This window comes from Pontitalea aquivivens, assembly GCF_046507575.1.
GTDB classification, from domain to species: domain Bacteria; phylum Pseudomonadota; class Alphaproteobacteria; order Rhodobacterales; family Rhodobacteraceae; genus Pontitalea; species Pontitalea aquivivens.
On sequence record NZ_JBKFEY010000001.1, the window covers coordinates 466,889 to 479,831 of the forward strand.

The window sequence follows — 12,943 nt, forward strand, 5'->3', positions numbered from 1 at the left end:
TGATCATGATGATGCTGGCCGATGCGTAAACCGCCCTGCCGTCCCTTTTCATCACTGTCGCGTTCCTGGCCTTTGGGGTGATCTGGATTGGCAGGCCAGGAAACGCCGCCAACTGCGAAAACGGCATTTCCGCAACCTGTTCTGCACGATGGCCGCTTGAGCTTGGCCCGCGGCAGGCATAGCCTCCGCCGCAAAGCGGCGCGGAGGCGGTTCATGCGGGTGTTCATCAACGGGTTCGGGCGGATCGGGCGGTCGGTGCTGCGCGCCTGGGCGTTGCGCCCCGATCGCTGGCCGGGGCTGGATATCGCGGGCATCAACGATATCGCCGCGCCGGAAATGTGCGCCTATCTGTTTCAATATGACAGCGTCTTTGGCCCGTTCCCCGGCACGGTCACGCTGGACGGTGGCGCGCTGGTCGTGAACGGGCGCGCGATCCCGCTTGCGCGCAGCGCCGATCTGTCGGGGCTGGATCTGTCGGGGGTGGATGTGGTGATGGAATGCACCGGCCGGGCCGACAGCGCGGCGGTGGCGGGGCGGGGCCTTGCGGCGGGCGCGCGGCGGGTGCTGATCTCGGGGCCCTCGGCGGCGGCGGAACTGACGGTGGTTCTGGGCGCGAATGAGGCGGCGCTGGCCGATCAGCGCATCGTGTCGAACGCGTCCTGCACCACCAACGCGCTGGCGCCGCTGGCGCGGCTGATCCACGAAAACTGGGGCATCGTGACCGGATCGATGACCACGATCCATTGCTATACCGGCAGCCAGCCCACGGTGGACGCGCCCGCCGCGGATTACGCCCGTTCACGCGCGGCGGCGCTGTCGATGGTGCCCACCACCACCAGCGCGCAGCGTCTGCTGGACCGCGTCCTGCCGCAGATCGCGGGGCGGATCGAGGGGGCGGCCGTGCGGGTGCCCACGGCCAGCGTCTCGGCGGTGGATCTGGTGGTGATGACCGAACGTCCCGCGACCGGGGCGGCGGTCAATGCGGCCTTCCACGCGGTCGGCGGGGTGATTGGCGCCACCGATCTGCCGCTGGTGTCGTCCGATCTGCGGGCGCGCCCCGAAAGCATCATCATGGCCACGCCGGAAACGCGGGTCACGCCGGCCGGGATGCTGCGCGTGTTCGGCTGGTATGACAACGAATGGGGCTTTTCCAGCCGCATGCTGGACGTGGCCTGCCGCATGGCCTGACCCTTCGCCGCCCGCCGCCCGCCGCCCATGGCAAGCTGACGTCCCGGCGGGATCAGGAACAAACCGCCGTGAACCGGCCCCACAGGTTCGCCAGAGATCCCACCCGGGTGACTGAAAACAAGGCGAAACAATATGGGGTTTGGTAGGCCCGGAGGGACTCGAACCCCCAACCAAGGCGTTATGAGCGCCCTGCTCTGACCATTGAGCTACAGGCCCCCAAGGTCTGGTCCTTGCCTAGCAGATTGCCGCGCCGGGTCAAGAATGTCGGCGCTGCAAGAATATCGGACCGCGCGGGCCATATCCGTTGCCCCCGCGCGGCCATTGCGCTAAGGCGCGGGCAACGGGTTTTCAGGCGGAGTTCGCGACGATGAGCACGGGCGCAAGTGAGGGCAAGAACGGGCTGACCTATGCCGATGCAGGCGTCGATATCGATGCGGGCAATGCGTTGGTGGAACGGATCAAGCCGGCGGCGAAACGCACCGCGCGTGCGGGCACGATGTCGGGGCTGGGCGGATTTGGCGCGCTGTTCGATCTGAAGGCCGCCGGCTATACCGATCCGGTGCTGGTCGCCGCGACCGATGGCGTGGGCACCAAGCTGCGCATCGCGATCGATACCGGCAATGTCGACACGATCGGCATCGATCTGGTGGCGATGTGCGTGAACGACCTGGTCTGCCAGGGCGCCGAGCCGCTGTTCTTCCTGGATTACTTTGCCACCGGCAAGCTGGATGTCGATCAGGCCGCCCGCATCATCGACGGCATCGCCGAGGGCTGCGCGCAATCGGGTTGCGCGCTGATCGGGGGCGAAACGGCGGAAATGCCGGGCATGTATTCCCATGGCGACTTCGACCTTGCGGGCTTTGCCGTAGGTGCGATGGAACGCGGCGCCGATCTGCCCGGCGGCGTGCAGGCGGGCGATGTGCTGCTGGGGCTGGGCTCGAACGGGGTGCATTCCAACGGCTATTCCTTCGTGCGCAAGGTGGTTGAACTGTCCGGCCTTGGCTGGGACGCCGCCGCGCCCTTCGCCGAAGCCAGCCTTGGCGCGGCCCTGCTGGCGCCGACCCGGCTCTATGTCAAACAGGCGCTGGCGGCGGTGCGGGCGGGCGGCGTGCATGCGCTGGCCCATATCACCGGCGGCGGGCTGACCGAAAACCTGCCCCGCGTCCTGCCCGAGGGGCTTGGCGCGACGATCGACCTGTCGTCCTGGCAACTGCCGCCGGTCTTCCGCTGGCTGGCCGAAACCGCGTCCATGGCCGAAACGGAACTGCTCAAGACCTTCAACTGCGGCATCGGCATGATCTGCGTCGTTGCCCCCGACCGCGCCGGGGCGCTGCGCAACCTGCTGGAAGCGCAGGGCGAAACCGTCACCGTGATCGGCACCGTCACCGAAGGGCAGGGCGTCAACTACCGGGGCCGCCTGCTGTGAAACGCGTCGTCATCCTGATCTCGGGGGGCGGGTCGAACATGATCCGCCTGGTCGAGAGCATGGTGGGCGATCATCCGGCGCGGCCGGTTCTGGTGGTGTCGAACGATCCCGCGGCCTCGGGCCTGGAAAAGGCTGCGGCGCTGGGCGTGCCGACGGCGGTGGTCGATCACCGCCCCTTCGGCAGGGACCGCGCCGCGTTCGAGGCCGAACTTCTCAAGCCGGTTCTCGCCGCCGCCCCCGACATCCTGTGCCTTGCGGGGTTCATGCGCGTGCTGACCCCGGATTTCGTGAACCGCTTTGCCGGGCGGATGCTGAACATCCACCCTTCGCTTTTGCCGAAATATCCGGGCCTGAACACCCATGCCCGCGCGATCGCCGCCGGTGATACGCAGGCCGGCTGCACCGTGCATGAGGTGACGCCCGTTCTGGACGATGGCCCGGTCCTGGGCCAGGCGCGGGTGCCGGTGGAACCGGACGACACGCCCGAAACGCTGGCCGCGCGCGTGCTGAAAATGGAACATCAGCTTTATCCCGCCGTCCTGCGCCGCTTTGCCGCGGGCGATCGCAGGCCTGTGTCTCTCTGACGGCTTCTTCTTGGCCAAAATACTCCCGCCGGAGGCTCCCGCAGGGTCCGTGCGCGGGCGGGCAGGGGCGTTCAGCCCGCCGCCGTTTCCGCCGCCAGGTTCCGGATGCGCTCGACCATCGCGCGCAGCCCGTTCGACCGCTGCGCGGACAGGTGATCGTTCAGCCCCAGCCGGCCCAGTTCCGCCGCGGCATCGACCTGGCCCACTTCGGCCACCGTCAGCCCCGCATACAGCGCATGCAGCACCGCGATCAGGCCGCGCACGATCATTGCATCGCTTTCGCCCTGGAAATCGAACCGCGCCCCGGGGCCGGTACCCGTGATCCGCGGCAAAAGCCAGACCTGGCTGGCGCAGCCTTCCACCTTGATCGCGGGCACGCGCAGCGCCTCGTCCAGCGCGGGCATGGCGCGGCCCAGTTCGATCACATGGCGATAGCGGTCTTCCCAGTCGTCCAGGAATTCGAAGGTCTCGGCGATCTCCTCAAAGGCGGGGGTGGCCATGGCGCGCTCCTTTTTCCGGTTTGCCTTGTGCTAGCGCCGGCGTGGCCCAAGGTCCAGTGGCGGCCTTTTCAAAACCCTTCCGATCGGCTACCCAAGGGGGGCAATTGCACCCGGAGGGCCCATGACGTCGAAGCTTCCCGTCCTGCTCGCGCTGTCTGCGGCGCTGTCGCTGTCCGGGTGTGACCGGGTCGGCGAAAGCCGCCTGAACCCGTTCAACTGGTTTGGGCGGTCCGAAGCCGCCCCGGCGGCGGTCGTGCAGACCGATACCGGGCTGCCGGGCGATGCGCGCGCGCTGGTGGCCGAGGTCACCCGGCTGGAGGTACGCCAGACCCCCGGCGGCGCGATCATCTTCGCCGCCGGATTGCCGCCGACGCAAGGCTGGTGGGATGCCGGACTGGTGCCCGAAAACGACGGGCTTCCGGTCGATGGCGTGCTGACCTATCGCTTTGCCCTGGCCGAACCGACCCCTGGCACACCCGCCGCCGCGCGCGTGTCCACCCCGCAATCGCGAGAGGTGACGGTCGCCACGCACCTGTCGACGATCCGCCTGGCCGGGGTGCGGCGCATCGTGGTGACCGGCGCGGGCAATTCGCGTGCGGTCAGCCGCTGATCCCGGCCACGCCGACCCCGATCTGCCGACCCAGCCCAGGCCGACCCCGATCTGCCGACCCAGCCCAGGCCGTCCCCGATCCGCCGCCCCCGATCCGCCGCCCCCGATCCGCCGCCCCGGTGCACAGCCCGGGGCGCGCGGGGGTCTTGTGTCGTGACAGGCCGAGGCCGGGACGCAGGCCGGGGCTATGCCACCACAACCCGCACCGCGCCGCCTGCGGCGGTCAGGGCGATTTCCCCCCGCGCCAGACGCAGCGCATCGCGGCCAAAGACATCGTGGCGCCAGCCGGTCAGGGCGGGCACGTCACGTTTGCCCGCCGCGATCCGGTCCAGATCAGACGATGTCGCGATCAGCTTGGCGGCCACGCCCGCCTCTTCGGATTTGGCCTTCAGCAATACCCGCAGCAGATCGGCCACGGCGGTGTTGACCTGAAGCTGGGCGGCTTCCTCCTCGACCTTGGGGAAGGTTTCGGGGCGGGCTTCCAGGCCAGCCTTCACCGCGGCCAGGATGCCATCGGCAATGTCGCCGCGGCGCGCTTCGCGCAGCAGCAGCCGCGACTTGCCCAGTTCGTCCAGCGAGATGGGCCTGGTCGAGGCCAGTTCCAGCAGCGCATCATCCTTGAAGATGCGCGAACGCGGGATGTTGCGGGCCTGGGCATGGGCTTCGCGGAAGCGCGCCAGTTCACGCACGATCGCCAGGAACCGCCCCGAGGTGGTGCGCGTCTTGACGCGCTGCCAGGCCTCTTCGGGGCGGGTGATATAGGTTTCGGGCGACAGCAGGATCGCCTCTTCTTCCTCGACCCAGGCTTCGCGGCCGGATTTCTGCAGCTCTCTGGACAGGAATTCATAGATCACCCGCAGATGCGTCACATCAGCCAGCGCATAGACCAGCTGCGCTTCGGTCAGCGGGCGGCGCGACCAGTCGGTGAACCGCGATGTCTTGTCCAGCGCCTGGCGCGCGATCTTCTTGACCAGCGTTTCATAGCCGACCTGTTCGCCAAAGCCGCAGACCATCGCGGCGATCTGGGTGTCGAACAGCGGCCTGGGAAAAACCCCGGCTTCGGTAAAGAAGATCTCAAGATCCTGGCGGGCGGCATGGAATACCTTGACCGTGCCTTCATGGCGGAACAGGTCATACAGCGGTTCCAGCGACAGGCCATCGGCCAGCGGGTCGACCAGAACGGCGGCGCCGTCCTTGCCCGGCAGCGCCATCTGCACAAGGCAGAGCCTGGACCAATAGGTCCGTTCGCGCAGGAATTCGGTGTCGACGGTGACGTAGGCTTGGGTCTTCGCCTGTTCGCAAAAGGCGGCAAGGGCGTCGGTGGTGGTGATGGTCTGCATCAGGCGCTTTCTTTCGTCGCGGGGTCATCCCGCCGGTTTGATCCCTTTAGGCGAGCGGCGCGCGAATGAAAAGCGCGCACCGCCCTTTGCGGGGCCCTTTGCGGGGCACAGGGCGGGCAGGCCCGCCCCGTCGGTCAGGCCTGCGCGGCGGTGACGATGATTTCCACGCGATAGTCCGGGGTGGCCAGCTTTGCCTCGCCGGTGGCGCGGGCGGGGCAGTGGCCCTGCGGCACCCAGGCATCCCAGACCGCGTTCATCTCGGCGAAATCGGCGATATCGGCCAGCCAGATCTGCGCCGACAGGATGCGGGTCTTGTCCGACCCCGCCGCGGCCAGCAGCCGGTCGATCGAGGCCAGGATTTCGGTGGTCTGTTCGGTTACGCTTTTGCCCGGCGCGCCGACCTGGCCGGCAAGCCAGATCATGCCGTTGCAGACCACGGCCTCGCTCATGCGGGCGCCGCATTCGATGCGTTTGATATCGGCCATCGCCGTCTCCTGTCTGTTGACATTGTGCGACGGTGATAGCGAAAGCCGCAGGCCCAAGCCAGCGGGAAAGATGGCGATGTCAGGGGGAATGAGGCATGGGGGATGGAGCGGGTGAAGGGAATCGAACCCTCGTCTTCAGCTTGGGAAGCTGCGGCTCTACCATTGAGCTACACCCGCGTCGGGGGGACAGGTAAGCGATGGCGCGGGCGGCGTCAAGCGGGCGCGCGCGGCGGGATGGGAAAAATGGGGGCGGGGAAAATGGGGCCCGAAATGCGCGCCGGGCAAGGGGCGGCGGCAAGGGGGCTGTCTGCCCCCTCTGGCCTGCGGCCATTCACCCCCGAGGATATTTCGACAAAGCCGAAAGGCCCGCGCGTCAGCCCCGCCGGCGCCGGCGCCTGCCGCCTTCGCCGCCCGATCCGGGATTGCCCGATCCGGTATTGCCCGATCCGGTATTGCCCGATCCGGTATTGAAGGACACATCCGGCAGGGTCACCAGCCGGGCCAGTTCCGGGAAGGGAGCGGTGGCGTGGGGCAGGGCGCTGGCGGCGACGAAATGGTCCTGAAACCGTGGCTCGATCGCGGTTTCGATCTTGGTGATGCGCCGCACCTGCGCCTCGATCGCGCGCCGCGCGCTGACCGAACACAGCGCCATGCGCGCGCCCGTTCCCGCGGCATTGCCCGCCGAGGTGACGGCGGCAAGCGGCACATCGGGGATCATTCCCAGGATCATCGCGTGTTTGGGGCTGATGTGTGCCCCGAAGGCACCGGCCAGCACCACGCGGTCGACCCGGTCGACGCCCATTTCATCCATCAACAACCGCGCGCCCGCGTAAAGCGCCGATTTGGCCAGCTGGATCGCGCGGATGTCGCCCTGGGTGACGGTGATGCGCGGCCCGCCCGCCGTTCCGGCATCATGGATCACATATTCGTGGGTACGCCCTGTCGGCTGACAGCGCGGGCTGCCCACCTGTTCGGCCGATCCGATCAGCCCGCTGGCATCGACGATGCCGGCGGCGCGCATTTCGGCCACGGCCTCGATGATGCCCGATCCGCAGATGCCGGTGATGGCGGGGGCGGCGCTGGCAAAGCCGGGCGCATCGGACCACAGATCGCAGCCGATCACGCGAAAGCGCGGCTCCTTGGTGGCGGGGTCGATCTCCAGCCGCTCGATCGCGCCCGGGGCGGCGCGCTGGCCCGAGGAAATCTGCGCGCCCTCGAAGGCGGGGCCGGTGGGCGAGGAACAGGCCAGCACCCGGCTGCGGTTGCCCAGCAGGATTTCGGCATTGGTGCCCACATCCAGGATCAGCGTCAGGGCGTCCTGCGATTCGGGCGCTTCGGACAACGCAACCGCGGCGGCATCGGCGCCGACATGGCCCGCGATCAGCGGCAGGACATAGGCGCGCGCCGCGGGTGCGATCGTGGCCAGGCCAATGTCGGTGGCGCGGATCGACAGGCTGTCCGAACTGGCCAGCGCAAAGGGCGCCTGACCCAGTTCCACCGGGTCAATCCCCAGCAGCAGATGATGCATGACCGGGTTGCAGACGACGGTCGCTTCGACGACCGCGTCCGCGGTCACGCCGGCCTCGTCCGCCAGCATCCGGCCAAGCACGGCGAGCGCGTCCTGCACCGCGGCCGTCATGTCCCGCGCGCCTGTGGGGGACATCATCGCATGGGAAACGCGGCTCATCAGATCCTCGCCAAAGCGGATCTGCGGGTTCATCATCCCCGACGAAGCCAGCACCCGGCCATCGCCAAGATCGACCAGATGGCCCGCGATGGTGGTCGAACCCAGATCGATCGCCAGACCGAAAAGCGGGCCTTCGTGATAGCCGGGCCAGATCCCGATCAGACGGGGCGGGCCCATATGATCGTGATGGATGGCGCAGGTCACCTGCCAGCCGCCCTTGCGCAAGCTGGCCTGCAATATGCGCAAGACATCAGGTTCGACGTGCAAGCCGCTGATCTGCCATTGCTCTTTCAGCGCCTTGGCAAGCCTTTGAAGGTCGCCGGATGGGTCGTGCATGTCGGGGGCGGCAACCTCGGCAAAACAGAGCCGGGTGGCGGGGTCCATCCGCATCACCCGCTCGGTGGCGGATTTTCGGATGACCTGACGATGCACCTGGCTTTCGGGCGGCACGTCCAGCACCACATCGGCCATGATCCGCGCCTGACAGCCAAGCCGCCGTCCCGGCGGCAGGCCGCGGACCCGGTCATAGCGATCCTCGACCGCGTTCGGGGGCGAAAGCGCCGCGCCACCCACCGTGATGCCATGCTTGGGAAATGCGCCAAATGCGGGCGCCACCTGGCATTTGGAACAGATGCCGCGGCCGCCGCAAACCGAATCGAGATCGACCCCCAGCTGCCGCGCGGCCTGCAGCACCGATGTGCCGATCGCCACGCGTCCCCGTTTGCCTGACGGGGTGAAGATCACCAACGCGTCATCGCTCATCTCTTGCACCCCTTCGCCCCCTTGGCCGGTTCTAGGTCGAAGCGGGGCCGGGCCATGGTCCGGGCGCGACCGCATGTGGCGTGAATGCGTCATGCCGGGGCAAGGGGGGCGCTGCCCCCCGTCGCTGCGCGACTCCCCCCGAGGTATTTGTGGCAAGATGAACAGGCGTCTTTCATCTTGCCACAAATACCTCGGGGGTGAATGGCCGCAGGCCAGAGGGGGCAGAGCCCCCTGACGCGTCTAGCGCCCCTGGCGCCGGGCCATGAAGGCGAGGCGTTCGAACAGATGCACGTCCTGTTCGTTCTTCAGCAGCGCGCCGTGCAGCCTGGGCAGCAGGCTTGATCCGTCGCGTTTCAGATCCTCGGGGGTCAGATCCTCGGCCAGGAGCAGCTTGAGCCAGTCGAGCACTTCCGAGGTCGAGGGCTTTTTCTTCAGGCCCGGCGTTTCCCGGATTTCATAGAACTGGGTCAGCGCCGTGCTCAGCAACGCGTCTTTGATGGCGGGGAAATGCACGGCCACGATCTGGCGCATGGTTTCGGCATCGGGGAAGCGGATGTAGTGGAAAAAGCACCGGCGCAGGAAGGCGTCGGGCAATTCCTTTTCATTGTTCGAGGTGATGATGACCACGGGGCGGTGCCGGGCGCGGATCGTCTCGCCGGTTTCATAGACGTGGAATTCCATCCGGTCGAGTTCCTGCAGAAGGTCGTTGGGAAACTCGATATCGGCCTTGTCGATTTCGTCGATCAGCAGCACCACTTTTCCCGGCGCCTCGAAGGCCTGCCACAGCTTGCCCTTGCGGATGTAGTTCCTGACTTCATTGACACGCGCATCGCCCAGCTGACTGTCGCGCAGGCGGCTTACGGCATCATATTCATACAGGCCCTGTTGTGCCCTGGTGGTGGACTTGATGTTCCATTCCACCATCGGCAGGCCAAGGCTGGCCGCGACCTGGCGGGCCAGTTCGGTCTTGCCGGTTCCGGGTTCGCCCTTCACCAGAAGGGGCCGTTCAAGGGCCACCGCGGCATTCACGGCTACGGTCAGATCCTGGGGGGCGACATAGGTCTCGGTCGATTGGAAACGCATGCGCGGGGCTCCGTCATGGGGGCTGCACGGGGGTGCGGCGGGGGGCGGCGGCGAAAGGACCGCAGGTTGCGGCGCGACACTAGCGGGGCGCAATCGCGCTCGCAACCCGTGGTGTCGGTGTTGGCGCGGGCGTTCTCATGTCGAAGATTTAGGGGTAGTGACATCCCTCGGCACATCGGGTATTAGCCCGCCGAGACGTGGCGGTTGACCGGATGGATCATCGCACAGACCGGCTTCAAGGAGGGCTCAATGGTGAAACCCGAGAATTTCCTTCCCGAGGATTACCGCCCAGCCGAAGACGAACCCTTCATGAATGACCGGCAGCTGGAATATTTCCGTCGCAAGCTGATCGCCTGGAAGAACGAGTTGCTGGAACAATCGGCCGAAACGCTGGAAGGGCTGGCGGAATCGGCGCGCAACGTGCCCGACATCGCCGACCGCGCCAGCGAGGAAACCGACCGCGCGCTGGAACTGCGCACCCGCGACCGTCAGCGCAAACTGGTGGCCAAGATCGATGCGGCGCTGCGCCGGATCGAGAATGGCGAATACGGCTATTGCGAGATGACGGGCGAGCCGATCAGCCTGAAGCGGCTGGATGCGCGCCCGATCGCGACGATGACGCTGGAAGCGCAGGAAAGACACGAGCGGCGCGAGCGCGTTCACCGCGACGATTGATCCGCGGCGACCTGATCCGGCGCGGTTTGATCTGGCGCAAGGACGTCATGCCACCGGGCCCGCAGGGTGCCGGTGGTTTTTCTTTGTAAAGGCCCCTTCGGGGGGTGCGGATTGGGGGGCATGTGCTGATCGGCAAGAGGATCACGGTGCTGGGTGCGGGCGTTGCGGGGCTGGCGGTGGCGCGCGCGCTGGCGCTGCGGGGGGCCGGGGTGACGGTTCTGGAACAGGCCGGGGCGATCCGCGAGGTGGGCGCGGGGGTGCAGATCTCGCCCAATGGGGCGCGGGTTCTGCGTGCGCTGGGCCTGGGCGATGCGCTGGCGGCGGCGGGCCCGCGGTCGGTCGGGGTTGAGATGTTCGATGGCGAAACCGGCGCGCGCGTCGCGCGGCTGGATCTGGCCCGGTTGCGCCCGCGCGACGATTATCACCTGCTGCATCGCGCCCGTCTGATCGACCTTCTGGCCGAGGGCGCGCGCGCCGCGGGCGTTCAGATCCGCCTGCTGCAGCGCATCGACCGGGTGGAGCTGGGCGATCATCCCCCCCGCCTTGTCACCGCGCAGAACGGCGAGGCCGAGGTGGATCTGCTGATCGGGGCGGACGGGCTTCATTCGAAGGTGCGCGAGGCGCTCAATGGCCGGGTTGCGCCCTTTTTCACCCATCAGGTCGCCTGGCGCGCGCTGATCCCGGCCGAGCCCGACGCCCGCCCGGTGGCGCAGGTCTTCATGGGGCCGGGGCGCCATGTGGTCAGCTATCCGCTGGGCGGCGGGCTGCGCAACATCGTCGCGGTGGAGGAACGCCGCCGCTGGGTCGAGGAAAGCTGGAACCTGCGCGATGATGCGTTGACGCTGCGCGCGGCCTTTGCCGATTTCTGTCCGCTGGTGCGCGGCTGGCTGGATCGGGTCGGGGAATGCTGGCTCTGGGGCCTGTTCCGCCATCCGGTCGCGGCGCAGTGGCACGGGCGGGGGGCGGTGATTTTGGGCGATGCGGCGCATCCGACGCTGCCGTTTCTGGCGCAGGGCGCGGTCATGGCGCTGGAGGATGCCTGGGTCCTGGCCGAGGCGCTGGCCGGCCATGACACCCCCGAGGCCGCCTTTGCCGCCTATCAGGCCGCCCGCGCGCCGCGCTGCGCGGCCATCGTCGAAGCCGCCAACCGCAATGCACGCAACTATCACCTGTCGGGTATCAGCCGGTCGGTCGCGCATCTGGGGCTGCGCGCGATTTCGGGGCTGGCGCCGGACAAGCTGTTGGGCCGGTTCGACTGGATCTATGGCCATGACGTGACCGGGGGCGCGGGGGGGTGATCCCCGCGGTTTTGCGCGGGCAGGGCCGCAATCGGCCCGACAGCGTGGACAGCGGCGCGAATCTGCGCGATGACAGGCCAAACATCAGGGAGCGAGAGATGGCTTTGAAAACAGCACTCATGGGCGGCATCGCGGCGATGGCGCTTGGGTTCGGCGCGCTGGCGGCCCAGGCCGAGGGGGTGAAGGTGGGCATGATCACCACGCTTTCGGGCGGGGGCGCGGGGCTGGGCCTTGATACGCGCGACGGGTTTCTGCTGGCGCTGAAACAGGCCGGCGAGGCGGGCGGCAAGGTCGATCTGATCATCGAGGATGACCAGCAAAAGCCCGACGTGGCGGTGCAGATCGCCGACAAGATGATTCAGTCCGACAAGGTTGATCTGCTGACCGGGATCGTCTGGTCGAACCTGGCGATGGCGGTGGTGCCCGCGGCCACCGCGCAGGGACGGTTCTACCTGTCCACCAATGCCGCGCCCTCGGCGCTGGCGGGGGCGGGCTGCAACCCGCTGTATTTCTCGGTTTCCTATCAGAACGACAATCTGCATGAGGCCGCCGGCGCCTATGCCGCGGATGCGGACATCGCAAAGGTGTTCATCATGGCGCCGAACTATCCCGCGGGGCAGGATTCGCTGGCGGGTTTCAAGCGGTTCTATGACGGCGAGGTCGTTTCCGAGGTCTATACCCAGGTGGGCCAGACCGATTATGCCGCCGAAATCGCCCAGATCCGTGCCAGCGGCGCGGATGCGGTGTTCTTCTTCCTGCCTGGCGGCATGGGCATTGCCTTCATGAAGCAATATGCCGAATCGGGCGTGGACATTCCGCTGATCGGCCCGGCCTTCAGCTTCAGCCAGGATATCCTGCCTGCGGTGGGCGATGTGGCACTGGGCAAGATCAACACCGCCAACTGGTCGCCCGATCTGGACAATGCCGTCAATGCGGGCTTTGTCGAAGGCTTCCGCGCCGAATATGGCCGGCTGCCGTCCATCTACGCGGCCTATGGTTTTGATACGGCAAACCTGCTGCTGTCGGCGCTGGACCGTGCGGATGTCGCCGACAAGGAAGCGTTCCGTGCCGCCCTTGCCGCCGCCGGTTTCGCATCGGTCCGGGGCAAGTTCGCCTTTGGCCGCAACCAGCACCCGGTGCAGGACATCTATGTCCGCGAGGTGGTCCGGGACGGCGACATGCTGACCAACCGCATCATCGGCACCGCGATGACCGACCGCGCCGATGCCTATGGCGATCAGTGCGGGATGTAAGACGGGCTTGACGCAACCGGGGCCGGGCCGGGCAGGTCCGGCCCGCGGGATG

Annotated in this window: 12 protein-coding genes and 2 tRNA genes; 7 read left to right on the forward strand and 7 right to left on the reverse strand. The window is 67.5% G+C overall.

Annotated elements, in window-relative coordinates:
- The first annotated feature begins 213 nt into the window (after window positions 1–213).
- Entirely contained in the window at window positions 214–1,188 is a 975-nt protein-coding gene (locus tag ACK8OU_RS02255; protein ID WP_410301724.1) for a type I glyceraldehyde-3-phosphate dehydrogenase, read from the forward strand.
- Between the two features lie 140 nt (window positions 1,189–1,328).
- Here the strand turns inward: ACK8OU_RS02255 and ACK8OU_RS02260 are convergent.
- Window positions 1,329–1,404: transfer RNA gene (locus tag ACK8OU_RS02260), tRNA-Ile, on the reverse strand.
- A gap of 151 nt (window positions 1,405–1,555) precedes the next feature.
- On the opposite strand from ACK8OU_RS02260, the gene purM reads away from it, so the two are divergent.
- Window positions 1,556–2,614, forward strand: coding sequence for a phosphoribosylformylglycinamidine cyclo-ligase (gene purM / locus ACK8OU_RS02265; protein WP_410301725.1), 1,059 nt, complete (start codon window positions 1,556–1,558; stop codon window positions 2,612–2,614).
- The gene (gene purN, locus ACK8OU_RS02270; protein ID WP_410301726.1) at window positions 2,611–3,198 is read left to right on the forward strand and encodes a phosphoribosylglycinamide formyltransferase; all 588 of its coding nucleotides are present in this window, start codon (window positions 2,611–2,613) and stop codon (window positions 3,196–3,198) included. The genes purM and purN overlap by 4 nt, the downstream gene beginning before the upstream one ends.
- 71 nt (window positions 3,199–3,269) lie before the next feature.
- Here purN and ACK8OU_RS02275 read toward each other — a convergent pair whose 3' ends face one another.
- On the reverse strand, window positions 3,270–3,698 hold the full coding sequence (locus ACK8OU_RS02275) for a SufE family protein (protein ID WP_410301727.1): 429 nt from the start codon (window positions 3,696–3,698) through the stop codon (window positions 3,270–3,272).
- 121 nt (window positions 3,699–3,819) lie between these two features.
- On the opposite strand from ACK8OU_RS02275, the gene ACK8OU_RS02280 reads away from it, so the two are divergent.
- A complete protein-coding gene (locus ACK8OU_RS02280; RefSeq protein ID WP_410301728.1) occupies window positions 3,820–4,308 on the forward strand; it encodes a hypothetical protein in 489 nt (162 codons plus the stop codon).
- Window positions 4,309–4,493: 185 nt separating this feature from the next.
- On the opposite strand, the gene rnd is transcribed toward ACK8OU_RS02280, so the two are convergent.
- The 5 genes from rnd to ACK8OU_RS02305 form a co-directional block, all read right to left on the reverse strand.
- On the reverse strand, window positions 4,494–5,648 hold the full coding sequence (rnd, locus tag ACK8OU_RS02285) for a ribonuclease D (RefSeq protein ID WP_410301729.1): 1,155 nt from the start codon (window positions 5,646–5,648) through the stop codon (window positions 4,494–4,496).
- Window positions 5,649–5,782: 134 nt separating this feature from the next.
- Window positions 5,783–6,133: a RidA family protein gene (locus ACK8OU_RS02290; protein ID WP_410301730.1), complete on the reverse strand. Its 351-nt coding sequence runs from the start codon at window positions 6,131–6,133 to the stop codon at window positions 5,783–5,785.
- Between the two features lie 103 nt (window positions 6,134–6,236).
- Window positions 6,237–6,310 (reverse strand) — tRNA-Gly (locus tag ACK8OU_RS02295).
- A gap of 196 nt (window positions 6,311–6,506) precedes the next feature.
- Window positions 6,507–8,582, reverse strand: coding sequence for an ASKHA domain-containing protein (locus tag ACK8OU_RS02300; RefSeq protein WP_410301731.1), 2,076 nt, complete (start codon window positions 8,580–8,582; stop codon window positions 6,507–6,509).
- 240 nt (window positions 8,583–8,822) lie between these two features.
- On the reverse strand, window positions 8,823–9,665 hold the full coding sequence (locus ACK8OU_RS02305; protein ID WP_410301732.1) for an AAA family ATPase: 843 nt from the start codon (window positions 9,663–9,665) through the stop codon (window positions 8,823–8,825).
- Window positions 9,666–9,914: 249 nt separating this feature from the next.
- On the opposite strand from ACK8OU_RS02305, the gene dksA reads away from it, so the two are divergent.
- From dksA to ACK8OU_RS02320, 3 genes are all read left to right on the forward strand, one after another.
- Window positions 9,915–10,340, forward strand: a complete 426-nt coding sequence (dksA, locus tag ACK8OU_RS02310) for an RNA polymerase-binding protein DksA (protein WP_410301733.1) — start codon at window positions 9,915–9,917, stop codon at window positions 10,338–10,340.
- A gap of 122 nt (window positions 10,341–10,462) precedes the next feature.
- Window positions 10,463–11,638: an FAD-dependent monooxygenase gene (locus ACK8OU_RS02315; RefSeq protein ID WP_410301734.1), complete on the forward strand. Its 1,176-nt coding sequence runs from the start codon at window positions 10,463–10,465 to the stop codon at window positions 11,636–11,638.
- A 98-nt stretch (window positions 11,639–11,736) separates the two neighbouring features.
- The gene (locus ACK8OU_RS02320; RefSeq protein ID WP_410301735.1) at window positions 11,737–12,891 is read left to right on the forward strand and encodes an ABC transporter substrate-binding protein; all 1,155 of its coding nucleotides are present in this window, start codon (window positions 11,737–11,739) and stop codon (window positions 12,889–12,891) included.
- Window positions 12,892–12,943: the final 52 nt, after the last annotated feature.

Coding starts and splice junctions, on each gene's coding strand:
- ACK8OU_RS02255 (WP_410301724.1), top strand. CDS start 214: ATGCGGGTGTTCATCAACGGGTTCGGGCGGATCGGGCGGTCGGTGCTG.
- purM (WP_410301725.1), top strand. CDS start 1,556: ATGAGCACGGGCGCAAGTGAGGGCAAGAACGGGCTGACCTATGCCGAT.
- ACK8OU_RS02275 (WP_410301727.1), bottom strand. CDS start 3,698: ATGGCCACCCCCGCCTTTGAGGAGATCGCCGAGACCTTCGAATTCCTG.
- ACK8OU_RS02280 (WP_410301728.1), top strand. CDS start 3,820: ATGACGTCGAAGCTTCCCGTCCTGCTCGCGCTGTCTGCGGCGCTGTCG.
- rnd (WP_410301729.1), bottom strand. CDS start 5,648: ATGCAGACCATCACCACCACCGACGCCCTTGCCGCCTTTTGCGAACAG.
- ACK8OU_RS02290 (WP_410301730.1), bottom strand. CDS start 6,133: ATGGCCGATATCAAACGCATCGAATGCGGCGCCCGCATGAGCGAGGCC.
- ACK8OU_RS02300 (WP_410301731.1), bottom strand. CDS start 8,582: ATGAGCGATGACGCGTTGGTGATCTTCACCCCGTCAGGCAAACGGGGA.
- ACK8OU_RS02305 (WP_410301732.1), bottom strand. CDS start 9,665: ATGCGTTTCCAATCGACCGAGACCTATGTCGCCCCCCAGGATCTGACC.
- dksA (WP_410301733.1), top strand. CDS start 9,915: ATGGTGAAACCCGAGAATTTCCTTCCCGAGGATTACCGCCCAGCCGAA.
- ACK8OU_RS02320 (WP_410301735.1), top strand. CDS start 11,737: ATGGCTTTGAAAACAGCACTCATGGGCGGCATCGCGGCGATGGCGCTT.